This is a genomic window from Achromobacter sp. Bel (genome assembly GCF_012928505.1).
In the GTDB taxonomy this organism is placed as follows: Bacteria; Pseudomonadota; Gammaproteobacteria; order Burkholderiales; family Burkholderiaceae_B; genus Achromobacter.
In genome coordinates this window covers 90,972-113,710 of the sequence record NZ_JABBJN010000006.1, presented here as the reverse complement: position 1 = coordinate 113,710, position 22,739 = coordinate 90,972, and the positions used below count along the sequence as shown (strand labels likewise).

General features: G+C 63.8%; 19 protein-coding genes. 5 read left to right on the top strand and 14 right to left on the bottom strand.

What is annotated here, in order from left to right; genetic code table 11:
- Positions 1–15: 15 nt before the first annotated feature.
- The 4 genes from HG262_RS06230 to dnaA form a co-directional block, all read right to left on the bottom strand.
- Entirely contained in the window at positions 16–1,815 is a 1,800-nt protein-coding gene (locus HG262_RS06230) for a WG repeat-containing protein (protein WP_169270182.1), read from the bottom strand.
- Between the two features lie 75 nt (positions 1,816–1,890).
- Positions 1,891–4,338: a DNA topoisomerase (ATP-hydrolyzing) subunit B gene (gene gyrB, locus HG262_RS06225; RefSeq protein ID WP_169270181.1), complete on the bottom strand. Its 2,448-nt coding sequence runs from the start codon at positions 4,336–4,338 to the stop codon at positions 1,891–1,893.
- Positions 4,339–4,433: 95 nt separating this feature from the next.
- A complete protein-coding gene (gene dnaN / locus HG262_RS06220) occupies positions 4,434–5,543 on the bottom strand; it encodes a DNA polymerase III subunit beta (RefSeq protein ID WP_006227714.1) in 1,110 nt (369 codons plus the stop codon).
- A gap of 2 nt (positions 5,544–5,545) precedes the next feature.
- Positions 5,546–6,997 carry a chromosomal replication initiator protein DnaA gene (gene dnaA, locus HG262_RS06215; RefSeq protein WP_169270180.1) on the bottom strand — a complete coding sequence of 484 codons (1,452 nt, stop codon included), beginning with the start codon at positions 6,995–6,997 and terminating at the stop codon, positions 5,546–5,548.
- A gap of 403 nt (positions 6,998–7,400) precedes the next feature.
- Here dnaA and rpmH point away from each other — a divergent pair, with 403 nt between their 5' ends.
- From rpmH to HG262_RS06190, 5 genes are all read left to right on the top strand, one after another.
- Positions 7,401–7,535, top strand: coding sequence for a 50S ribosomal protein L34 (rpmH, locus tag HG262_RS06210; protein ID WP_006228069.1), 135 nt, complete (start codon positions 7,401–7,403; stop codon positions 7,533–7,535).
- A gap of 110 nt (positions 7,536–7,645) precedes the next feature.
- Entirely contained in the window at positions 7,646–8,017 is a 372-nt protein-coding gene (locus HG262_RS06205) for a ribonuclease P protein component (protein WP_169270241.1), read from the top strand.
- On the top strand, positions 8,017–8,289 hold the full coding sequence (yidD, locus tag HG262_RS06200; protein WP_348984367.1) for a membrane protein insertion efficiency factor YidD: 273 nt from the start codon (positions 8,017–8,019) through the stop codon (positions 8,287–8,289). Before HG262_RS06205 ends, yidD begins: the two co-directional genes overlap by 1 nt.
- A 48-nt stretch (positions 8,290–8,337) precedes the next feature.
- On the top strand, positions 8,338–10,017 hold the full coding sequence (gene yidC, locus HG262_RS06195; RefSeq protein ID WP_169270178.1) for a membrane protein insertase YidC: 1,680 nt from the start codon (positions 8,338–8,340) through the stop codon (positions 10,015–10,017).
- Positions 10,018–10,285: 268 nt separating this feature from the next.
- Positions 10,286–11,731, top strand: a complete 1,446-nt coding sequence (locus tag HG262_RS06190; RefSeq protein WP_169270177.1) for a catalase — start codon at positions 10,286–10,288, stop codon at positions 11,729–11,731.
- Positions 11,732–11,862: 131 nt separating this feature from the next.
- Here HG262_RS06190 and HG262_RS06185 read toward each other — a convergent pair whose 3' ends face one another.
- The 10 genes from HG262_RS06185 to HG262_RS06140 all read right to left on the bottom strand — a co-directional run bounded on the left by HG262_RS06185 (position 11,863) and on the right by HG262_RS06140 (position 22,682).
- Positions 11,863–12,741, bottom strand: a complete 879-nt coding sequence (locus HG262_RS06185) for an ABC transporter permease (RefSeq protein ID WP_169270176.1) — start codon at positions 12,739–12,741, stop codon at positions 11,863–11,865.
- 77 nt (positions 12,742–12,818) lie between these two features.
- The gene (locus tag HG262_RS06180; RefSeq protein WP_169270175.1) at positions 12,819–13,661 is read right to left on the bottom strand and encodes an ABC transporter ATP-binding protein; all 843 of its coding nucleotides are present in this window, start codon (positions 13,659–13,661) and stop codon (positions 12,819–12,821) included.
- A gap of 1 nt (position 13,662) precedes the next feature.
- Positions 13,663–14,706 carry an ABC transporter substrate-binding protein gene (locus HG262_RS06175; protein ID WP_169270174.1) on the bottom strand — a complete coding sequence of 348 codons (1,044 nt, stop codon included), beginning with the start codon at positions 14,704–14,706 and terminating at the stop codon, positions 13,663–13,665.
- 46 nt (positions 14,707–14,752) lie between these two features.
- Positions 14,753–15,661 (bottom strand): TauD/TfdA family dioxygenase, encoded by a 909-nt coding sequence (locus HG262_RS06170; protein WP_169270173.1) that lies wholly within the window; start codon positions 15,659–15,661, stop codon positions 14,753–14,755.
- A 198-nt stretch (positions 15,662–15,859) separates the two neighbouring features.
- Positions 15,860–17,059 carry a M20 aminoacylase family protein gene (locus HG262_RS06165; RefSeq protein ID WP_169270172.1) on the bottom strand — a complete coding sequence of 400 codons (1,200 nt, stop codon included), beginning with the start codon at positions 17,057–17,059 and terminating at the stop codon, positions 15,860–15,862.
- 78 nt (positions 17,060–17,137) lie between these two features.
- Positions 17,138–18,163 (bottom strand): oligopeptide/dipeptide ABC transporter ATP-binding protein, encoded by a 1,026-nt coding sequence (locus HG262_RS06160; RefSeq protein WP_169270171.1) that lies wholly within the window; start codon positions 18,161–18,163, stop codon positions 17,138–17,140.
- Positions 18,160–19,170: an ABC transporter ATP-binding protein gene (locus HG262_RS06155; RefSeq protein ID WP_169270170.1), complete on the bottom strand. Its 1,011-nt coding sequence runs from the start codon at positions 19,168–19,170 to the stop codon at positions 18,160–18,162. Before HG262_RS06155 ends, HG262_RS06160 begins: the two co-directional genes overlap by 4 nt.
- A gap of 11 nt (positions 19,171–19,181) precedes the next feature.
- Positions 19,182–20,102: an ABC transporter permease gene (locus HG262_RS06150; RefSeq protein ID WP_169270169.1), complete on the bottom strand. Its 921-nt coding sequence runs from the start codon at positions 20,100–20,102 to the stop codon at positions 19,182–19,184.
- On the bottom strand, positions 20,099–21,073 hold the full coding sequence (locus tag HG262_RS06145) for an ABC transporter permease (RefSeq protein ID WP_169270168.1): 975 nt from the start codon (positions 21,071–21,073) through the stop codon (positions 20,099–20,101). The genes HG262_RS06150 and HG262_RS06145 overlap by 4 nt, the downstream gene beginning before the upstream one ends.
- Positions 21,074–21,095: 22 nt before the next feature.
- On the bottom strand, positions 21,096–22,682 hold the full coding sequence (locus tag HG262_RS06140) for an ABC transporter substrate-binding protein (RefSeq protein ID WP_169270167.1): 1,587 nt from the start codon (positions 22,680–22,682) through the stop codon (positions 21,096–21,098).
- Positions 22,683–22,739 lie beyond the last annotated feature (57 nt).

Sequence of the window (22,739 nt, the reverse complement as noted above, 5' to 3'; positions counted from 1 at the left end):
CGCCCGGCGATACCCCTACGAACGCGCCGTCCGGCCATCCGGATACAGCCACTCCAACGTTCCCGTGTCTGCCCGTGCCGCCCGCACGGCCAGCCCCTGACCCCACTGCCGCGTAATCTCAGGCGGCCCGCCATGGATGCCGTCAACCGTCCGCAACGAGGCCGGCGCGCCGATCCAGGCGTAGACCGGTTCATGCACCCAGGCGCCATCCGCCGCCGCAATGCCCACCTGCAAACCGTCCGGGCTGTGTTCTGAAGGGGTCTCGGGCGCCGCCGCGCATAACCAACCGTAGGCCACCCCCCATTTCAAGCCGAACACCATCTGCTGCGCGCAAGGCACCACCTCGCGGCCTTCCCGCATGTCGTAGACGCCTTGGAACCACGCGTCCCATTCCGAGTGGTCCTCGCACTGCAACACGCGCACATACCGGCCAGCCTGCCCGGCAGGCGCGGGGGTGATTTCGGCGGGATCGTCCGACGGCAACCACACGATGTCGCCCAGATCGGTGTACGCCACGGGCACCCGCACCTTGCCCTGGCCGTCGACGATTCCGCGCTGGTTGTCCCCGGTCAGGACGCGGATCCGCATCTGGCCGTTGGCCCATTGCGCCGCGGCATCCGTCTCGGTATCCACCGGCCCCATTGCGTCGTACACGGCGTCCAGCACCTGGCATCCCTGTACATCGATCAACCCCTGCATTGCGCCGCGCTGCGTCACATAAGCATGCAGCGCGTCTTCCCAATTGATGTCGTCCCACTGCGGCGGCACCCGCCACGCGCCGTGCAAGTCGATCAAGCCCCATTGCCCGGCCTCATACGCGGGGGCCAAACCTCCGGGCGAGAAATCGCCTGCGGACTCGAAACGCGGCGGGATGGCCCACGCCCCCTGCTTATCCACAAACCCGATTCTCTCCCCGACGCGCGCCATCACCAGACCCTGTGCATAACTCCACACCTCATCCAGCACGCACGGCATCAGCGCACGGCCCCCGGTGTCGATCAAACCCAGCCTGTCGTCCTTCAACACCGTGGCGACGCCGTCCTCAAATGGCCAGATCGCGTCGAACTGCGGCGCCAACACCACCGGTCCGCCATCGGCCGGCCCAACGCGCACGCCCCACGCGTTGTCCACAACAAAGCGATGCAATCCTTCGCCCAGGTGCGTATCGTCGCGGTCGTCGTCGCCCCCTTCGCCGGCATCAGCCACGAAGTCTTCATACCGAACGGCACGCGCCGGCTCCTGCTCGACGAAGTAGGGATGATCCAGGCCGCCAAACCCGAAGCGCCACGCCCACCCCGAGGCATCATCCACATCGCGCACTTCCAGCAAGCGCAGGACGCCCGCCACGTCTTGCGCCGCCATCGCCTCGCGCAACGCCAGCCAACGCCGGTTGCACAGATCGCGCACATGGCCGGCATACGCCGCCGCGCCGCCGTCATGCATCCACGCCAGCTCGTCCAGATTCGCGCTTATCCACAAGGGGGCGTCTTCGGGTTCCCCGTCGATCCGTTCGGCCAGATACGTGGCTGCGGCATCCAGCTGCAGACAATAGGGCGCATCGCCGCTTGCGGCATGCGACAGCAAGAACGCCGCAACCTCGCACAAGCGGTCATGCGCCGCGTGCGCCGGCGCTGCCAGTCCCGCGGCGCCGGCATCGCCGAACACCCGCTGCGACGTGTCCGCTTGCGACAACTCGCCATCGGCCAACAGCACCTGCCACAAGGTCGGCAAATTGCCGTTGGCGCTGGCGATTTCCGCCGACACCGCCTGGCGATCGTGTTCCGACTGCAAACCCAACCACGCCCGATTACCCATCACTGCATCCTTGCAACAGAAAAAACAAAGGCCAGCCCGTCAAGGCTGGCCTTCGCTACGACACAGCAGCCGCGATCAAGCGTCGATATTGCCCGCCGACAGCGCGTTCCTTTCGATGAACGCACGGCGCGGTTCCACGTCGTCGCCCATCAGCGTCGTGAAGACCTCGTCCGCCGCGATGGCGTCTTCGATCTGCACGCGCAACAGGCGGCGCACCTTCGGGTCCATCGTGGTTTCCCACAACTGTTCCGGGTTCATTTCACCCAGACCCTTGTAGCGCTGCTTCGAGATGCTGCGGTCGGCTTCGCTGCGCAGCCACTGCATGGCTTCGCGGAAGTCGGACACGGTCTGTTCCTTGCGCTTGTCGCCTTCGCCGCGGGCGGCCAGCGACCGCGAACCAACCTTGCCCAGGAAGCTCTTGGCCGCCTTGGACAGGATGCCGTAGTCCGAACCGTTGACGAAGTCGGCGTCGATGATGCTGACGCGCACGTTGCCGTGGTGCATGCGCTGCACCGACAAACGATGGCGCTCGGTGGCTTCATCAAACTGCGGCACCACTTCCACGCCGTTGCCGCTGACCGGATCACGCATGGCGTCAGCCAGGCGCTTGGCGGAATCGGCGGTGGACTCGGCCGTTTCCAGATTGATCTCAACCCCTTCGGCCATGGCCGACAGGGCGCCCACGTCGAACACCTTCGCCAAACGCGCGATGACACCGTCGGCCGCCACATATTGGCTGGCCAGGTCGGTGAGTTCATCGCCGCGGATGATGTTGCCACCCGAGATGATCTCGGCATCTTTCAGCGCCAGCTGCAGCATGAACTGCGCTTCTTCCTGGTCGTCCTTCAGATAGCGCTCTTCGCGGCCAACCTTCACCTTGTACAGCGGCGGCTGGGCGATATACACATAGCCGCGCTGCACCAGTTCAGGCATCTGGCGATACAGCAGCGTCAGCAGCAGCGTGCGGATGTGCGCGCCGTCCACGTCCGCGTCGGTCATGATGATCAGGCGGTGGTAGCGCAGCTTGTCCACGTTGAAATCAGGGCCGATGCTGGTGCCCAGCGCCGTGATCAGCGTGGCGATCTGTTCGCTGGCGATCAGGCGGTCAAAGCGCGCCTTCTCCACGTTCAGCACCTTGCCACGCAGCGGCAGAATGGCCTGGAACTTGCGGTCGCGGCCTTGCTTGGCCGAGCCGCCTGCGGAGTCACCCTCGACGATGTACAGCTCGCACAGCGCCGGGTCCTTTTCCTGGCAGTCCGCCAGCTTGCCGGGCAGGCCTGCGCCTTCCAGCACGCTCTTGCGGCGTGTCATCTCGCGGGCCTTGCGCGCGGCTTCGCGGGCGCGAGCGGCTTCGACGATCTTGTTGCACAACGCCTTGGCGTCGTTCGGGTTCTCAAGCAGCCAGGTCTCCAGCGTGCGGGCCACGGCTTCTTCGACGGCCGGACGCACTTCGCTCGAGACCAGCTTGTCCTTGGTCTGGCTGCTGAACTTGGGCTCGGGCACCTTCACCGACAGCACGCAGGCCAGGCCTTCGCGCATGTCGTCGCCCGACGTTTCGACCTTGGCCTTCTTGGCCAGCTCGTTGTCGGCGATGTATTTGTTCAGGATGCGGGTCATGGCCGCGCGCAGGCCGGTCAAGTGCGAACCACCGTCGCGCTGCGGGATGTTGTTGGTAAAGCACAGCACGCTTTCGCTGTAGCTGTCGTTCCACTGCATCGCCACTTCCACGCCCACCGACACGCCGCCGGCGGCGGACTCGGTGGTGACCGAGAACACGTTCGGGTGCAGCACGGTCTTGGTGCGGTTGATGTATTCGACGAAACCCTTCACGCCGCCCGAGAATGCGAAGTTCTCTTCCTTGCCCTGGCGCTGGTCGACCAGGCGGATCTTCACGCCGTTGTTCAGGAACGAGAGCTCGCGCAAGCGCTTGGAGAGGATCTCGTAGTGGTATTCGATGTTGTTGAAGATGACCGGGTCGGCCAGGAAGCGCACTTCCGTGCCGCGCATGTCCGTCGTGCCGGTCACCGCCAGCGGCGCGACGCGCGCGCCTTGGCGGAATTCCATCTGGTGGACCTGGCCGTTGCGGCGGATGGTCAGGCGCAGCCATTCGGATAGCGCGTTCACGCAAGACACGCCCACGCCGTGCAGGCCGCCGGACACCTTGTACGAGTTCTGGTCGAACTTGCCGCCGGCGTGCAGTTCGGTCATGACGATTTCCGCCGCGCTGCGGTGGAATTCGTCTTCCTTGTGGATATCGGTCGGGATGCCGCGGCCGTTATCGGTGACCGAAATGGAATTGTCGGTGTGGATCGTCACGACGATATCGTCGCAATGGCCGGCCAGGGCTTCGTCGATGGCGTTATCCACGACTTCGAACACCATGTGGTGCAAGCCGGTGCCGTCGGACGTGTCGCCGATGTACATGCCGGGGCGCTTGCGCACGGCCTCCAGCCCCTTGAGCATCTTGATCGAGTCAGCGCCGTAGCCGCTGTTCTCGGAAGTAGTGTTCTGCTGATCTGACATGTCTGTATCGATAACGCTTTAAAGAACGGCCTGGCGGCCGGACCGCTCGCGGGCCAAGGCCCGCAAGCGGCACAAACCCACAAATGGGGCGCGGATCAGATCCGCATGGGCATGACGACGTACTTGAACTGGTCGTCTTCGGGCAAGGTGATGAGCGCCGACGCGTTCGCATCGGGCATGACCGACCACTGGATGTTGTCGACCTTCACGTTGGCCAGCACGTCGAGCAGGTAGCCCACGTTGAAGCCCACGTCCAGGGCTTCATGGCCATAGTCGATGTCGATTTCTTCCTGCGCCTCTTCCTGCTCGGCGTTGGAGGACGAGATCTTCATCTGGTTCTGCGCCAGTTGCAGGCGCACGCCCTTGAACTTGTCGGTGGTCAGGATGGCGGCGCGCTGCAGGCTGCCCTGGAGCGCTTCGCGGCCCACCATGAAATGGCGCGTGTAGTTCGTGGGAATCACACGCGTGAAATCGGGGAACTTGCCTTCGACCAGCTTGGACACCAGCTCCACGTCGCCGAAACGGAAACGGATCTGGCCCGGCGCCACATCAATGGAGACCACCTCGTCGGAGTCCTCCAGCAGGCGCTGCATTTCCAGCACGGTCTTGCGCGGCACGATCACTTCGTGGCGTTCGGCAATGCCGTCGGCTTCGGTCGAGCAATGCGCCAGGCGGTGGCCATCGGTGGCGACGGCGCGCACACGACCCGGTTCAAACACCAGCAGCATGCCGTTCAGGTAATAGCGGATGTCCTGTTGCGCCATGGCGAAGTGCACCATGTTGAACAGGTGGCGCAGCGTGCGTTGCGGCATGGTCAGCGAGACGTCCCACTGCTCGGGCTGAGCGACGGTGGGGAACTCGCTGGCGGCCAGCGTCTGCAACGCGAAGCGGCTCTTGGCCGACTGCACCGACAGCTTGTTGCTGGCCAGGGCCAGGCGCACGTCGCCGGTGTCCGGCAACGCCTTCAGGATGTCCAGCAGCTTGCGCGCCGCGACCGTGGTGGACTCGTTGTCCTGGCCCACGCCGAAGTCGGCGTGCGTGGTGATCTGTACTTCAAGGTCAGTCGCAATGAAGGCAACCTTGTTGCCTTCCTTGCGCATCAGGATGTTCGCCAGGATGGGCAGGGTATGGCGTCTTTCGACGATGCCCGCCACGGTCGACAGCGGTTTCAGCAATGCATCGCGTGTGGTTTGTACGAGTTGCATGTTCATCCTTTTAGAGTTTGTTCCAACACGTGCAGGGTATGGTTGAGCTCCGCTTGCTTTGCGCGAGCGTCGGAAATCTTGCGGACGGCGTGCAGGACGGTGGTGTGATCACGACCACCGAACAGATCGCCGATTTCCGGCAGGCTTTTCTGGGTCAGCTCCTTCGCCAGGTACATCGCGACCTGGCGCGGCAATGCGATATTGGCGGGCCGGCGTTTCGAGTACATGTCGGCGACCTTGATCTTGTAGAAATCCGCAACCGTCTTCTGGATGTTTTCCACAGTGATCTGGCCGTTGGACACGGACAGCAGGTCCTTCAGGGCTTCCTTGCAGACATCCACCGTCAGCACGTCGCGGCCGTGGAAGCGGGCGTAGGCCAGGACCTTGCGCAGCGCGCCTTCCAGTTCGCGCACGTTGCTGCGCAGATGCTTGGCGATGAAGAAGGCCACTTCCTCGGGCATGGGCACGCCTTCGGATTCCGCCTTGCGCAGCAGAATCGCCACGCGCATCTCCAGCTCCGGCGGCTCGATCGCCACCGTCAGGCCGGAATCGAAGCGCGAGATCAGGCGGCTGTCGATGCCCGACAGTTCCTTCGGATACGTATCGCTGGTGATGATGATCTGCTTGCGCTGGGCCACCATCGCCTCGAACGCGTAGAAGAACTCTTCCTGCGTGCGATTCTTGCCCGAGAAGAACTGGATATCGTCGATCAGCAGCAGATCCAGCGAATGGTAGTAGCGCTTGAAATCGTCGAACGCCTTGCGCTGGTACGCCTTCACCACGTCGGACACGTATTGGTCGGCATGCACGTAGCGCACGCGCACCCCGGTGCCCGCCGCGACCATGGCGTTGCCGATGGCGTGGATCAGGTGGGTCTTGCCCAGGCCCACGCCGCCGTACAGGAACAGCGGGTTGTACGAGGTACCGGGGTTCTCGGCGACCTGCAGCGCGGCGGCGCGCGCCAGCTGGTTGGCCTTACCCGTCACGAAGTTCTCGAACGTCAGGTCCGTGTTCAGCCGCGAGCGCTCGTACACGATGTTGGCCGCGTCGGCCGTCACCGCCTGTGCCGCCACGGTCGTAGCGGGAGGGGCGGGCGGTGCCGCGGCCTGCATGGGCGGCGCGCCGCCTGAGGGCTGAGCAGCGGACAGGTGCGTTTGCTCGGGCGCCTGCGCACGCACGGGCGCGACCGGCATGCGCGGCGCGGCTCCGTGGGACGGCAACTCGAACAAGACCTGTACCGGTCGCTTGAACCACTCCGCGGCCAACGCTTCGATCTGGTGGGAAAAGTTCTTGCGCACCCAATCCAGCTTGAAGCGGTTGGGCGCGGCAACGCGCAGCACCGCCTGCGTTTCGTCGTACGCAAGCGGGACCAGCGGTCGTATCCACGCGCTGATTTGTTGGGGGGGGAGTTCCTGCTCAAGACGACTGACGCAGGTCTGCCAGAATTCTTTCATGTCGCTCTTATTCAAACCTCGATTCTACCTTGCCTGGGCAGGGGTTATCCACAGGGTAGGACATAAGCGTCTACACTGCACAGGCTTAACTGTTTGACAAGACAGGGAAAACTTGCTGAAATGGTGGGCTTTTCCGAATTCTGTCTGTCAGAAGGTTTCACAGAGAGCTTAGCCGGAGTTGTGGCAAGTACCCTCCTTTCATAGGTAGGGCGCTTTTCGCACTGTCCGGTTTTTAGCTTTGCTGAATAGGTCGCCTGGGAAGAAATTCCCAGTCCAGAGCCCCGTCTACGAGTTGTTTTTGCACCTGTTGCAAAAATGCTCACTAGATACCCGCTTCTGAATGCGCGACCTGGAACCCTCCGGGCAGGTCCCTTCTGACTTTTGTTCTTTTTGTGGATCGTCCATGAAACGTACCTACCAACCTTCCGTTACCCGCCGCAAGCGCACCCATGGCTTTCGCGTGCGCATGAAAACCCGCGCTGGCCGCGCCATCCTGAGCGCCCGTCGCGCCAAGGGCCGCAAGCGTCTGGCCGTCTAAGTCCGGGCTTTCCGGTTTTCCGGAAACCTGACTATTTGCACGGACCGGCCATATTGCAAGACCTCTCGCAATCTCGTTCCGGTTCCGCGCAAACGCCTGACCCGCAGTCCATGCCGCGCTCCACGCTTCCCCCGGAGGCGCGGCTGCATCGCCCCTCCGAGTTCGCCGCTGCCCTCAAAGGCCGGCGTCTTGCCCGAGGGGCGTTATTCATTGTGACTTCGGCTCCCAATGATCTGCCCCTCGGCCAGGATGCCTGTGCGCGTTTGGGGCTCATCATTGCCAAGCGGTTCGCCGCCCACGCCAGTACGCGCAACGCCATCAAGCGGGTCATCCGCGAAGCGTTCCGCCACCGGCGCCTGGCGCTGCCCGCCAAGGATTACGTCGTGCGCCTGCATAGCAAGGTCGCTCCTACCACGCTCACCTCGCTTAAACGCTTGGTCAGAGCCGAAGTGGACGCTCACTTCGAGCGCATCGCGCGATGATTTTCAAAGCACTGCTCATCGCCCCCATCCGGTTCTACAGGTTCTTCCTGAGTCCCTGGATCGGCAGGCAGTGCCGCTTCACCCCGACTTGCTCGGCGTACGCGATTGAAGCAATCGAACGCCACGGCGCCTGGCGCGGCTTCTGGCTGGCCGTCCGGCGCATTGGCCGATGCCATCCGTGGTCGCCCGGCGGCTGGGATCCGGTTCCGCCGGGTTCGGGAACCAAAGGCGCCCCCTGCTGCTCCCACAGCCACCGCACCGAGCACGATTGACGCTAAACTGGCGGGCTTTGCTGGCCCGTATTCACTTCAGTAGGCACCATGGATATCCGACGAACCGTCCTCTGGATGATTTTTTCCTTTTCGCTGTTGCTCCTTTGGAACAACTGGCAAATCCATAACGGCAAGCCGTCGCTGTTCGGGGGCCCGACGCCCGCGGCCAGCACGGCTGATCCGCAGGCCGGCGCCAACAACGCCACGCCTTCGGTGCCCAGCGCGCCCGCCACCGCGGCCACTGCGCCCTCGGCGGTCCCTGGCGCCGCCACGCCGGCTGCCGCGCGCTCGGAAGAAGTCGTCATCACCACCGACGTGCTGCGCCTGACGTTCGACACGATGGGCGCCCAACTGGTGCGCGCCGAACTGCTGAAGTACCCGGCAACCGGCCAGCCGGACAAGCCCACGGTCCTGCTGGACCGCTCGGCCGGCCTGAACTACGTCGTGCAGTCCGGCGTGGTCGGCGCGCCCAACGGCCAAAGCTTCCCCACGCACCAGACGCCTTTCCGCCTGGTGACGTCGGAACGCCAACTGACCGGCGACAACCTGGTCGTCTCGTTCGAAGGCGAATCGGGTGGCGTGAAGGTCACCAAGTCGTTCACCCTGCACAAGGGCCGCTACGACATCGACGTGCGCCACGACCTGGCCAACGTCGGTTCCGCCCCCGTGACGCCCGCGCTGTACCTGCAGCTTGAGCGCGACGGCAACGACCCGGCCGATACGTCCAGCTTCTATCACACGTTCACCGGTTTCGCCGTCTACTCCGAACAGGACAAGTTCCAGAAGAGCACGTTCAGCGACATCGAAAAGAAGAAGGCCAACTACATCAAGCAGGCGGACAACGGCTGGATCGCCGTGGTCCAGCATTACTTCGCCACCGCCTGGGTACCGCCGCAAGGCAAGCCGCGCACGAACGAACTGCTGGAAGTGCAGAAGAACCTGTACGCCGCCCGCAGCATCGAAGCCGTCGGCGAAATCGCCCCCGGCGCAGCATCCCGCGTCGACTCGCACCTGTGGGTCGGCCCGCAAGACCAGAAGGCCATGGCGGCGCTCGCCCCCGGCCTGGAACTGGTGGTGGACTACGGTTGGCTGACCATCATCGCCAAGCCGCTGTTCACGCTGATGACGTGGTTGCATTCGCTGCTGGGCAACTGGGGCTGGACCATCGTCGCACTGACCGTGCTGATCAAGGCCATCTTCTACCCGCTGGCCGCCGCGAGCTACCGCTCGATGGCCCGCATGAAGCAAGTGGCCCCGCGCCTGCAGGCCCTGAAGGAAAAGTACGGCGACGACAAGCAGAAGCTCAACGCCGCCATGATGGAGATGTACCGCACCGAGAAGATCAACCCGCTGGGCGGCTGCTTGCCGATGGTGGTGCAGATCCCGGTGTTCATCTCGCTGTACTGGGTGCTGCTGGCCAGCGTGGAAATGCGCGGCGCGCCGTGGATCCTGTGGGTGCACGACCTGTCGATCCGCGACCCGTTCTTCATTCTGCCCGCCATCATGATGGCCACCATGTTCCTGCAGATCAAACTGAACCCGACGCCTCCGGACCCCATCCAGGCCAAGGTCATGATGATCATGCCGCTGGTGTTCGGCGGGATGATGTTCTTCTTCCCGGCCGGCCTGGTGCTGTACTGGTGCGTCAACAACACCTTGTCGATCGCGCAGCAGTGGTCCATCACCCGCGCCATGCAGCGCAAAACGGAAGCCTTGGCAAACCGCTGAGCCTGACCTTGCAAGCATGAAGAACCGGCCCTTGGGGGCCGGTTTTTTTACGCCCGCCGCGCCGGCGCGCTTCGCATCCTGCCGCCGCATCGAGCCGATGACAATAGATAAATACTATTGAATTTAAAATATCAATCAACTTCACAAGTGCAACCATGACCCCTATGATGTGTCGGACATATTCCCCAGGCGGCGACGCGGGGGTATGCACGACACGGCGCGGGCCTACCAGGGCACGCGCATTCCAGAATCACGAAGGGAGTGTGCTATGACCGACAAGAAGCATCTGACCACCGCAGCAGGCGCGCCGGTGGCGGACAACAACAACACGCTCACCGCCGGCCCCCGCGGTCCCGCGCTGTTGCAGGACTTCTGGCTGATTGAAAAGCTTGCCCACTTCGACCGCGAACGCATCCCGGAGCGCGTCGTCCACGCCAAAGGCTCGGGCGCTTACGGCACGTTCACCGTCACGCATGACATCACGCGCTACACGCGCGCCAATATCTTTTCGCAGGTCGGCAAGCAGACCCCGCTGTTTTTGCGCTTTTCCACAGTTGCCGGCGAACGCGGGGCGGCCGATGCCGAACGCGACGTGCGCGGCTTCGCCATCAAGTTCTATACCGAAGAAGGCAACTGGGACCTGGTGGGCAACAACACTCCCGTCTTCTTCATCCGCGATCCCCTGAAGTTCCCGGACTTCATCCACACCCAGAAGCGCGACCCCAAGACCAACCTGCGCAGCGCCACCGCCGCCTGGGACTTCTGGTCGCTCAGCCCGGAATCGCTGCACCAGGTGACGACCTTGATGAGCGATCGCGGCATTCCCGCCAACCTGCGCCAGCAGCATGGTTTCGGCTCGCACACGTTCAGCTTCGTCAACAGCAACAACGAACGCTTCTACGTGAAGTTCCACTTCAAATCGCAGCAGGGCATCGCCTGTCTGACCGATGAGGAAGCCGCGCAAGTGGTCGCCCACGACCGCGAAAGCTCGCAGCGCGACCTGTTCAACAACATCGCGCAAGGCAACTTCCCGAAGTGGTCGCTGAAGGTGCAGATCATGCCCGAGGCCGAAGCCCAGACCTATCACATCAACCCGTTCGACCTGACCAAGGTCTGGCCGCACGGCGACTACCCGCTGATCGATGTAGGCGTGCTGGAACTGAACAAGAACCCCGAGAACTACTTCGCGGAAGTGGAGCAGGCCGCCTTCACGCCAGCCAATATCGTCCCCGGCATCGATTTCTCGCCGGACAAGATGCTGCAAGGGCGCCTGTTCTCGTATGGCGACACGCACCGCTACCGCCTGGGCATCAATCATCACCAGATCCCGGTGAACGCGGCGCGATGCCCGGTCCACAGCTACCACCGCGACGGCGCCGGCCGCGTGGACGGCAACGTCGGCGGCACGCTGAACTACGAGCCCAACAGTGCGGGCGAGTGGAAGGAAACCCCGTCCGCTGGGGAACCGCCGCTGGCGCTGGACGGCCAAGCCGCGGCGCGCTGGAACCACCGCGAGGATGACGACTACTACTCGCAGCCGGGCGCGTTGTTCCGCCTGATGACGCCAGCCCAGCAGGAACTGCTGTTCGGCAACATCGGCCGCCACATGGCGGGCGTGCCCGAAGACATCCAGCGCCGCCAGCTGGAACACTTCAGGAAGGCCGACCCGGCCTATGCCGCCGGCGTGGCAAAGGCGTTGGGACTGAAGATCTAAGCGCCTAGCGGCTTGGCAGAAAGGAGAGCGGCCCCGTGAGGGGCCGTTTTTTCTGGGCACTGCGGATCATGGGTGAAGCGCGGCAATGCCGGCCAAATCAGGCACACGCCACGCGCGCGCAACCCATCACTTCAACGCTGCATCCCCCAGCGCCGCACCGTCAACCGCTCCAGATTGTCGAATCCCAGGTTTTCCACAAGCAGGCCGATGATGACCACCGCAGCCAGCCCTGCAAATACGCGGTCTGTGTATAACTCGTTGCGGTTCTGGAAGATGTACCAACCCAGTCCGCCCTTGCCGCTGGACGCCCCGAACACCAGTTCCGCCGCGATCAAGGTGCGCCAGGCGAACGCCCAGCCGATTTTCAAGCCCGCCAGGATGGCCGGCAGCGCGGCCGGCACCAGGATCTGCAACACGTAGCGCAAGCCTGTCAGCCCGTAGTTGCGGCCCGCCATGCGCAGGGTTTCCGACACGCCCAGAAAGCCGGCGTACATGTTCAGCGCCAGCGCCCACAGCACGGAGTGGATCAAGACGAACACCAGGCTGCCTTCGCCCAGCCCGAACCACAGCAGGGCCAGCGGCAACAGCGCGATAGCCGGCAACGGGTTGAACATGGCGGTCAGCGTGGACAGCAGGTCGCGGCCAAAGCGCGTGGACACGGCCAACGTGGTCAGCACGAACGCCAGTACCACGCCGGCCAGATACCCCTGCACCAGCACGCGCAGCGATTGTCCGGCGCGCGCCGGCAGTTCGCCATTGGCGATGCCCTGTACAAAGGCCTGGGCCGTCTGCCAGGCGCCCGGCAGCAGCAAGTCGTTATCGGTATAGCGTGCCGCCAGCTCCCACACCGCGGCCAGCAGCACCAGGATCACCAGCTTGCGCAGGCTGGCATGCTGCCATAACCGTTCGTGCCACGGCAACGGCGTTTGCGCCGCCTGCGCCGGCAAGGGCGGCAGCTTGTACTCGACTTCGGGACGAATAGGGGGCGAGGCGGGGTAGGCGCTGCTCATGGGGCGGTACTCATGGGGCGGAAGTCATCGGGCGGACCGGATCGGCCGAAACTCGGGAAGCGGCACGCGCGGCAAACTCAAGCCGCCGCGCGCTCGGCCGGCGCGGGATCGGACAACACAAGGGGCGACTCGAACAACAGGTCATGGATGCGCTTGGCCGCCGACTGGAAGGCGGCCGAGCCCTGGCTGTGCAAGCCGAAAGCATGCGCGTTCAGTTCGGCGCGCACACGCCCGGGATGCGGCGACAACAGCAGCACGCGGCTGCCCAGCACCAGCGCCTCTTCGATCGAATGCGTCACGAACAGCAAGGTAAAGCGCACGTCTTCCCACAAGGCCATCAGCTCTTCCTGCATGCGGCGGCGGGTCAGGGCATCCAGCGCGGCAAACGGCTCGTCCATCAGCAGCACGCGAGGCTGCATGGCCAGTGCGCGCGCAATCGCCACGCGCTGCTTCATGCCGCCGGAAAGCGTGTGGGGATAAGCGTCCGCGAATGCGGCCAGGCCCACCTTGTTCAGATAATGCATGGCGCGCTCATCCGCTTCGCGCCGGCCCAGCTTGCGCGAGGCCAACAGCGGAAACACCACGTTCTGGCGCAGCGTCTTCCACGGCGGCAACTGGTCGAACTCCTGGAACACGACGATGCGGTCCGGATCCGGGCCCTGCACCGTCTGCCCATCGATCGCAATGCGTCCTTCGGTGGGCGGCAGAAAGCCGGCCACTGCCTTGAGCAGCGTGGATTTGCCGCAACCGGAGGGGCCAAGCAGGATGAAACGGTCCGCGCCGTGGACTTCAAAACTGACCTGATGGGTGGCGCGAACCCGCCTTTCACGCGTCTTATATTCGATCGTCACCTTATCCACAGCCAGCAGCGGCGACGCCTTGTCAACGTTATCCACAGGCCTGGCGGCGGTCACCGGCATATCAGCTGCCTTGCGCCGTCAGCGGATCATCGAAGAAGTAGTCACGCCAGTTGGCCGGCGCGTTCTTGATGGCGCCCACCTTATGCATGAACTCGGCCAGCGCAAAGGTGTTCTGCGGCGCCAGCTTGAATTGCACGTCGGGGTTCTTGATCACCTTGATCAGGAAGTCGCGGTCCTGCTTGGCGCCCGTGACGCGCAGGTAGGTGTCCGCGGCTTTCTCCGGATTGGCCGAGGCGAACGCCGCAGCTTCCTTCAGCGCTTCCTGGAACGCCTTGTAGGTCTTGGGGTTTTCCTTGCGGAATTTATCGGTCGCAAACAGCACCGTGGATGAACTGGGGCCACCCAGCACATCGTACGAATTCAGCACAATCCGGGCCTTGGGGTTCTCGGCGAGCTCTTGCTCCTGGAACGGCGGATTGCCGAAATGGCCCGTGATTTCCGTGCCGCCGGCAATGATCGCCGCCGCCGCATCCGGATGCGGCAGCGCCACCGAAATCTTGTCCAGCTTGTTGAATTGCGCGTCGCCCCACAGCTTGGCCGATGCCAACTGCAGCACGCGGGACTGCACCGACACGCCCACGGCCGGCACCGCGATGCGGTCCTTGTCCGTGAAGTCCGCGATGCTCTTCACATTGGGATTGTTCGTGACGAGGTAGTAGGGGAAGTTGCCCAGCGACGCCACGCCTTTCACGTTCTGTTTTCCGCGCGTGCGGTCCCAGATCGTCAGCAACGGTCCAACGCCCGCCCCCGCGATATCCACAGCCCCCGACAACAGCGCATCGTTCACGGCCGAGCCGCCGGACAGTTTGGCCCATTCGACCGAGATATCCACACCCTCGGCCTTGCCGTGCTTTTCAATCAACTGCTGGTCGCGCGCCACGTTCAGCAGCAAATACACGATGCCGTACTGTTCCGCGATGCGGATGCGCCCTTCGGCCAGGGCCGGTGTGGGCGACGCCAACGCCAGCACCGCCAGGACCAGCGCCAGGCCGGCGCCGGTAACGGTTTGGACCAGACGATCCCGTAGTGCGGAGGACATGCGCATGGTGTTCCTTGTGGATAAGTGCTTTGCGTCAGAAACCGCGTGTTTTTCAGAAAGGCGTGTCGCCTTCGATGGTGGTCCGGTACAACTTGCGCCGCAGATGATCCGGCGTGCCGCCGGCCAGGTGGATCAGCGAACGGTTGTCCCAGAACACCAGGTCGTGCGGCTGCCAGCGATGGCGATAAATGTTCTCGGCGCGCACGCTGTGCGCGAACAATTCGGCCAGCAGCGCGCGGCTCTCGTCTTCCGGCACATCGACGATGCGCGTCGTGAAGCCTTCGCTCACGAACAGCGCGCGGCGGCCGTTCTCGGGGTGCGTGCGCACCACCGGATGCACCACTTCCTGCACCTGCGCGATCTGCTGCGCACTCAGGTTGGGGCGCCAGTTGCCTTCCTTCTGCAGTTGCCCATACTGGGCCAGATACGAATGCACGGCGCGCTTGCCCTCGATCGCGTTTCGCAGCGCGGCGGGCAACGTGTCGTACGCCAGATGCATGTTGGCGAATAAGGTGTCGCCACCTTCAGCAGGCAGTTCCTGCGCGTGCAGCAGCGACCCCAGGCTGGGCAGTTCCTTGTACGAGATATCCGAATGCCAGTACTTGCCCGCGTCGCCCAGACCGATCGGCTTGCCGTCTTCCACGATGTTGGAGACGATCAGGATCTCTGGGTGGTTTGCCAGGTGGAATTGATGCAGCACGTGGATCATCAAGCGGCCGAAACGGCGGCTGAAATCAATATGCTGCTGCGGCGTGATGCGCTGGTCGCGGAACACCAGCAGGTGATGATCCAGATGCGCCTGATGCACGCGGGCGAAATCGGCCGCCGTCAGGTCGCGCGACAGGTCCAGGCCGATGATCTCGGCGCCCACGGGGCCGGGCAGGGGGCGTAGTTCAAAGGACTGCGCGTGCGGGACGGGGGCGGCGTCTATTTCGCGCCGCACGGCGTTGCTCTGGGACATCGTTCGCTCCGGTTCGCCTTGCGGCATGTCTGGAACGATCGATTATGGAAAGCGCGCCTTGTATCTCAAACGAAGTTATCGGCGTTTGAACAAAGCTTCACGTCATATAGAACACGCCGCGGGGCGAACCCCGCGGCCTCATGCCGAACACCTATAAGCAAATAGCGCATCGGTGTTAAGCGCGGGTGTCTTACGCCATCAAGCCGTCGGCAGATAGGCCTCGACCAGCTTTACCCAGTACGTCGCGCCCACGGGCAGCAGGGCGTCGTTGAAATCGTAGTTCGGGTTGTGCAATTGGCAAGGGCCCATGCCGTGATAGCTCTCCATCCGGTGGTCGCCGTCGCCGTTGCCCAGGAACAGGTACGCGCCGGGAATCGCTTCCAGGAAGAAGGAAAAATCCTCGGCCCCCATGAACGGCGGCATGTCGCGCAACACGTTCTCGGCACCGAACGCGTCTTCGGCGACCTGGGCCGCGAAAGCCGTTTCCTTTTCCCAGTTGACCAGCGGCGGATACGCGCGCACGAAGTCGAGTTCGCCCGTGCCGCCGTACACCTGCGGCAGGGTCGTGGCGATGCGGCGCATGTCCGCTTCGATCTTGTCCAGCGTTTCGACGGAGTACGTGCGTACCGTGCCGCGCAGCACCGCTTCGCCCGGAATCACGTTGTAGGCGTCGCCCGCATGAATCTGCGTGATCGACAGCACCGCCTGGTCCAGTGGGTTTTTGCTGCGCGAAATCACCGTCTGCAAGGCATGCACCATGTCGGCCGCCACGATGATGGGGTCGACCGACGCATGGGGCTGCGCCGCATGGCCGCCGACGCCCTTGATGACGATGTCCCAGCGGTTGCTGGATGCCATCGTCGGGCCCGCGCGGAAGCCGAACTGGTTGACCGGCATGCCCGGCATGTTGTGGATGCCGAACACGGCATCGCAAGGGAATTTTTCAAACAGGCCGTCCTGCATCATGGCGCGCGCGCCGGCGTTGCCGCCTTCTTCGGCAGGCTGGAAGATGAACACGACGGTGCCATCGAAATTGCGGTGCGTGGACAGGTATTGCGCCGCCCCCAGCAACATGGCGGTGTGGCCGTCGTGGCCACAGCCGTGCATGCGGCCGCTGATGGTGGATTTATGCGCGAAGCGGTTGTGCTCGGGCATGGGCAGCGCGTCCATGTCGGCGCGCAGGCCGACAGTCGCCTTGCCGCTGCCGGCGCGCAACACGCCCACCACACCGGTCTTGCCCAGCCCCGTATGGACTTCCAGGCCCCATTCACGCAGGCGTTCGGCCACCAGGTTCGACGTGCGCGTCTCCTGGAAGGCCAGTTCGGGGTGGGCATGAATATCCCGGCGCAACGCGGTCAATTCGGGATGCGCACGTTCGATTTCGGCGATGGTTTTCATGGCGGTGGATAAGCAGTGGTGTGATCGGGAATTCTCGCGCTTCGCCCGTCATACGTCCAGTAGCCGGGCGAATGACGCCTACGCCGCATCGTTCAAATGGCAGGCGCTGTACTGGCCCGGCGCGATCTCCCGGAGCAGCGGCCGTTCCGTCTTGCAGCGCGGCATGGCGTGTGGGCAACGCGGGTGGAACGCGCAACCGGTGGGTGGGTCCAGGGGCGACGGCAGTTCGCCCTTGATCGGCTGGTAGTTGCGCCGCCCCGGTGTCAGCGTCGGCAGTTCTTTCAGCAGGGCTTGCGTATAGGGATGGTTGGCGCGCTGGAACACGGTGTCGGTAGGCGCCAGCTCCACCACGCGGCCCAGATACATGATCGCCACGCGGTCCGAGATATGGCTGACCACGGCGAGGTTGTGGCTGATGAACAGATACGTCAGGTCCAGGTCGTCACGCAGCTGTTCGAACAGGTTCAGCACCTGCGCCTGGATGGACACATCCAACGCCGCCACGGCCTCGTCGCAGACGATCACAGAGGGCTTCAATGCCAAGGCTCGGGCAATGCCGATGCGCTGGCGCTGCCCGCCCGAGAACTGGTGCGGATAGCGCTGCGCAAATGCAGGATCCAGCCCCACCTGGCGCATCAACCCCGCCACGTATTCCGCCTTGTCGCGCGCACGGATCAGGCCGTGCGCCACCGGGGCCTCGCCGATGATCTCCCGCACCCGCATGCGGGGGTTGAGGGACGCGTACGGATCCTGGAAGATCATCTGCACGCCCAGCTCGTAGGCGCGCCGCTCGGTGCCCGTCATTGCCTTGACCGCCTTGCCCTGGTAGTACACGTCGCCGGAGGACGGCGGCAGAATGCCCGACACGATACGGCCCAAGGTGGATTTTCCACAGCCTGATTCGCCCACGATGCCGATCACTTCGCCACGCTGGACTTCAAGGTCCACGCCGCCCACGGCATGCACCACTTGCGTCTTCAAACCCGCGCCCAGCAGGTTCGCGATGCGTCCGGCCAGATCCACGGGCTGCACGAAGCGGAGTTCAACGCCGTGCAGGGACAGGATGGGGGTAGGGGCGGCGGCGCCGCGTTCTGCTGCGCTCATTTGATGTCTGCCTCTCCGGCGTGCCAGCAGCGCACCCATTGCGCCGGGCGGACTTCCACAGGCTGCGGTTCGATCAGACAGGCGTCGGTCGCGCGTGGGCAGCGCCCGCGGAACGCACAGCCCTGGGGAAGGTTCAGCAGCGACGGCGTCATGCCTGGAATCGGCACCAGCGGCTTGCCGCGCGATTCTGGCGTGGGAATGGAAGCGATGAGTCCATGCGTATACGGATGCATGGGATGGGTGATCACATCCTGTGTGCTGCCGGTCTCGACGACGCGGCCCGCGTACATCACCGACACCCGGTCCGCCAGCCCGGCCACCACCGCCAGATCGTGCGTGATCCAGACCAAGCCCGTTCCCGTCTCGCGGCACAGCTTCTGCACTTCGAAAAGGATCTGCCCCTGGATCGTCACATCCAGCGCCGTCGTGGGTTCGTCCGCGATGATCAGGCGCGGTGAATTCAACAGCGCGATCGCGATCGCAACGCGCTGGCGCATGCCGCCCGACAACTGATGTGGATAGGTGCGCAGGCGTTCCTGCGGCGAGGGGATGCCCACCATCGTCAGCGTCTGCAAGGCGCGCTGGCGCGCCTGTTCACGCGACACCTTGTGGTGCGCCTGCACCGCTTCGATCATCTGCGTATCCACGCGCAGCACCGGATTGAGCGTCATCATCGGGTCCTGGAAGATCATCGCGATCTCCTGCCCCCGCAACTGGCGCCAGCGCGCCGGCGTGGCACCGCGCAGGTCTTCGCCGTTCAAGCGCAATTGCCCGTCCACGATGCGCCCGGGCTCGTCCAGCAAGCCCATCAGCGAAAAGCCGGTAATGCTTTTTCCAGAACCGGATTCCCCTACCAGCCCCAGGATTTCGCCTTCGGCCAGCGTCAGGTCCACGCCGTCCACCGCTTTCACGATGCCGTTGCGCGTGAAGAAATGCGTCTTCAGGCCCTGCACCTCAAGAATGGGCGGGGGCGTCGCCACCGGTTTATCCACAACTTGCGTCTGCATCGCGTCCGCCTTCAATTCGCGTGGCGCGGGTTGAGCACATCGCGCAGGTGGTCGCCCACCAGGTTGATGGCGATGATGGCCAGCGCCAGCGCGATGCCCGGGAAGAACGAAATCCAGTACTGGCCCGACAACAGGTACTCGAACCCGTTGTAGATCAACATGCCCAGCGACGGTTCCGTTACCGGCACGCCCACGCCCAGGAACGACAGCGTGGCTTCCAGCGCGATCGCGTGCGCCAGGTCGATCGTGGCGATTACGATGAGCGGCGGCATACAGTTGGGCAACACGTGGCGGAACAGCACCCGCCCCCAAGACAAGGACATGCAGCGCGCGGCTTCGACGTATTCCTTGCCGCGTTCCACCAACGCCGCGCCGCGTGCCGCTCGAGCGAAATACGCCCATTGCACGACAATCAGCGCAATGATCACCTTATCCACACCCTTGCCCAGAATCGCCAGCAGCATCAGCGCGACAAGGATGGCAGGGAACGACAACTGGATATCCACAATCCGCATCAGCAGCGCATCGATGCGGCCGCCGAAATAGGCGGCGATCAACCCCACGGTGGCGCCGATGCCGAAAGCCGCCAGCACCGACACGGTCGCCACCAGCAGACTGGTGCGCATGCCGTAGAGGATGGCCGAGAACAGGTCGCGCGCCTGCCCGTCCGTGCCCAGCAGATAGCGCATGGAACCATCGCCGCTTTCGCTGCCCGGCTTGAGCTTGGAATCCATGATGTCCAGCGACGCCAGATCATAGGGATTCTGCGGCGCGATCCATGGCGCCAGCAACGCGGCGCCCACAATCACGACCAACATCACCAGGCCCAGCGTGGCCAGCTTGCTGGCGAAGAAGTCCGACACAAAACGCCGCCAGGGCGTCTGTTCCTTGATGGCCGCGGCAGGCGCGGCAGCAGTGGCGGGGCTGTTCATCGGCGGCTATCCAAACGTACGCGGGGGTCCAACACCGTGTAGATGATGTCCACCACCAGATTCAACATGACCAGGAAGAACACGATCAGAAGCAAATACGCGACCACCACCGGACGATCCAGGTTGATGATGGAATCGATCAGCAGCTTGCCCATCCCCGGCCACGAAAACACCGTCTCCGTCACGACGGCAAACGCCATCACCTGTCCGAATTCCAGCCCGGCAACGGTCACCACCGGAATCAGGATGTTCTTCAACAGATGCACGCCCAGCACGCGCTTTTCCGACAGCCCCTTGGCCCGCGCGAACTTGATGTAGTCCATGGGCAACGCCTCGCGCGTAGCCGCGCGGGTCACGCGGATGATCATCGCGCACTTGGCGAACGCGATGGTGGCGGCAGGCAGGGCCAGGCTCATCCAGCCGTTGAGCGTCAGCACGCTCAACTCCAGCGAGCCGATGCTGACAGTCTTGCCGCGCCCACCGGCCGGCACCCAGCCCAGTATCACGGCGAACACCATGATCAGCATCAGGCCGACCCAGAAGTTGGGCAGCGAAAAGCCCAGCACCGATCCCGTCATGATGGCGCGCGAGCCCGGCGCTTGCGGCTTCAGTCCCGCCAGGATGCCCAGCGGCACGCCGATCAGCACCGACAGCAGCATGGCCACACAGGCCAGCTCCACAGTCGCCGGCATACGCTCCAGGATCAGGTGCATGGCCGGCTCGCCGGTCAGGAAGCTGTTGCCGAAGTCGCCGCGCACCGCCTGGCCCATGAAGATCAAGTATTGCCGCCACAACGGCTGGTCCAGGCCCAGCGACGCACTGATCGCGGCGCGCTGCGCCTCGGTGGCCTCGGGGCTGGCCAGCATCGACACCGGATCGCCCACCATGTAGATGCCTGCAAACACCAACGCCGACATGACCAGCATGACGACGATGGTTTGCAGCAGTCTTCTTACGATTGTTGCCAGCACTGGAGACCACCCGCGATGCGCGTTACTTCTTCAGGGTGGCGAACTGCGCCAGCGTGACCTGGTCGGGACGGCCCTGATACCGGATATCGCCCTTCATGGCCCATACCGACAGTTCGAAATGCACCGGCAGCATGGCGAAATCGTCCATGGCCATATTGCTGGCTTTCGAAAGCAGTTCCGCGCGCTTGGCATCATCCATCGTGGACGAGGCTTCCTTCACCAGCTCGTCCATCTTGGGGTTGGAATAGCGGCTGCGGTTGGTCGTTCCCAGGCCGGCTTCCGGATTGCGCGTCACCAGCAGCGACGTCAGCGCGTTGGACATCTCGCCGCTGGTCACGGACCAGCCCGCCAGATAGGCCGAGAACGCATAGCTGTCGCGGTTCTTGAAGAACACCGGGGGCGCCATCGCGTCCACGCTGGTCTTCACGCCGATGCGGGTCCACATCGATGCGATGGCCTGCGCCACTTTCGAGTCGTTCACGTAGCGGCCCGAAGGGGAACCCAGCGTGATCGAAAACCCGTTGGGATAGCCCGCTTCCTTCAGCAAGGCGCGGGCCTTCTCAACATCGGCCTTCGGCGCCTTGGAATGTTCCTTGCTGGAGCCGAACATGGGGTAGGGCAGCAGGTTGCCGGCAGGCAGCGCCACGCCGCCCATCACGCGTTCGACCAGCGCGTCGCGATTGATGGCCAGCGACAGCGCTTCACGCACCCGCTTGTCCTTCATCGGATTCTTGTCCGTGCCCTGGATGCCGGGCGAAGGCTCTGCGTACTGGTCCAGCGCGACGTACACGACGCGCACCGACGGGGTTTCCTCGACGAAGAGCTTCTTGTCGCCCTTGAGCTTGGGAAGGTCGTCGGTGGGGGGATCTTCGATCATATCCACGTCGCCGGCCAACAGCGCAGCCACACGCGCCGCGGCGTTGCTGATCGGGCGATAGACCACGCGGTCCCACTCCGGCTTCTTACCCCAGTAATTGTCATTGCGCGCCAACACGAATTCCGCGCCGCGCTTCCACGACACGAATTTGTACGGGCCGGTTCCCACCAGGCCATCGCCGCTGTTCAGTTCGGTGGTGGTCTTGCCTTCCGCCGCGGGGCCGGAGGCGGCCTTCTTCGACATGATGGGCAGCTGGGCCAAGTTCACCAGCAGGTTTGGCGCGACTTCCTTGGTCGTGATGCGCACGGTCATCGGGTCGACCGCTTCGGTCTTGGCCACCGAGCCCAGGTACAACGTGAACGGCGACGGGCTGTTTGGCACCTTGGGCACGCGGTCATACGTGAACACCACGTCTTCGGCGGTAAACGGCGTGCCGTCCGAGAACTTTACGCCGGGACGCAGCTTGAACGTCCAGACCTTACCGTCCACGGTCCACGATTCCGCCAGCCCGGGCTGCGGCTTCAATTGCGCATCGGTGGCAACCAGCGTGTCGAAAATGGTTTGGGAGATCTGCGTATTCGGCGTCAGCGCGTGATACTGCGGATCCATCGATGAGGGCTCGGTCTTCAGGGCGATCACCAGATCGCGAGCCATTGCAGAACTGAATGTGCCAAAGGCCAACATCACCGCGGCCGAGCCGCAGGCCAAGACACGCGAAAACCGAGATGCCATCGTGATCTCCCAGAGTTGTTTCGGGTTTTGAACCTCTGGGGCACATTAACCAGCAAA

What these genes read in the sequence shown, in the direction of transcription:
- HG262_RS06230 (WP_169270182.1), bottom strand. Translation starts at nt 1,815, where the DNA reads ATGGGTAATCGGGCGTGGTTGGGTTTGCAGTCGGAACACGATCGCCAG.
- gyrB (WP_169270181.1), bottom strand. Translation starts at nt 4,338, where the DNA reads ATGTCAGATCAGCAGAACACTACTTCCGAGAACAGCGGCTACGGCGCT.
- dnaN (WP_006227714.1), bottom strand. Translation starts at nt 5,543, where the DNA reads ATGCAACTCGTACAAACCACACGCGATGCATTGCTGAAACCGCTGTCG.
- dnaA (WP_169270180.1), bottom strand. Translation starts at nt 6,997, where the DNA reads ATGAAAGAATTCTGGCAGACCTGCGTCAGTCGTCTTGAGCAGGAACTC.
- rpmH (WP_006228069.1), top strand. Translation starts at nt 7,401, where the DNA reads ATGAAACGTACCTACCAACCTTCCGTTACCCGCCGCAAGCGCACCCAT.
- HG262_RS06205 (WP_169270241.1), top strand. Translation starts at nt 7,646, where the DNA reads ATGCCGCGCTCCACGCTTCCCCCGGAGGCGCGGCTGCATCGCCCCTCC.
- yidC (WP_169270178.1), top strand. Translation starts at nt 8,338, where the DNA reads ATGGATATCCGACGAACCGTCCTCTGGATGATTTTTTCCTTTTCGCTG.
- HG262_RS06190 (WP_169270177.1), top strand. Translation starts at nt 10,286, where the DNA reads ATGACCGACAAGAAGCATCTGACCACCGCAGCAGGCGCGCCGGTGGCG.
- HG262_RS06185 (WP_169270176.1), bottom strand. Translation starts at nt 12,741, where the DNA reads ATGAGCAGCGCCTACCCCGCCTCGCCCCCTATTCGTCCCGAAGTCGAG.
- HG262_RS06180 (WP_169270175.1), bottom strand. Translation starts at nt 13,661, where the DNA reads ATGCCGGTGACCGCCGCCAGGCCTGTGGATAACGTTGACAAGGCGTCG.
- HG262_RS06175 (WP_169270174.1), bottom strand. Translation starts at nt 14,706, where the DNA reads ATGCGCATGTCCTCCGCACTACGGGATCGTCTGGTCCAAACCGTTACC.
- HG262_RS06170 (WP_169270173.1), bottom strand. Translation starts at nt 15,661, where the DNA reads ATGTCCCAGAGCAACGCCGTGCGGCGCGAAATAGACGCCGCCCCCGTC.
- HG262_RS06165 (WP_169270172.1), bottom strand. Translation starts at nt 17,059, where the DNA reads ATGAAAACCATCGCCGAAATCGAACGTGCGCATCCCGAATTGACCGCG.
- HG262_RS06160 (WP_169270171.1), bottom strand. Translation starts at nt 18,163, where the DNA reads ATGAGCGCAGCAGAACGCGGCGCCGCCGCCCCTACCCCCATCCTGTCC.
- HG262_RS06155 (WP_169270170.1), bottom strand. Translation starts at nt 19,170, where the DNA reads ATGCAGACGCAAGTTGTGGATAAACCGGTGGCGACGCCCCCGCCCATT.
- HG262_RS06150 (WP_169270169.1), bottom strand. Translation starts at nt 20,102, where the DNA reads ATGAACAGCCCCGCCACTGCTGCCGCGCCTGCCGCGGCCATCAAGGAA.
- HG262_RS06140 (WP_169270167.1), bottom strand. Translation starts at nt 22,682, where the DNA reads ATGGCATCTCGGTTTTCGCGTGTCTTGGCCTGCGGCTCGGCCGCGGTG.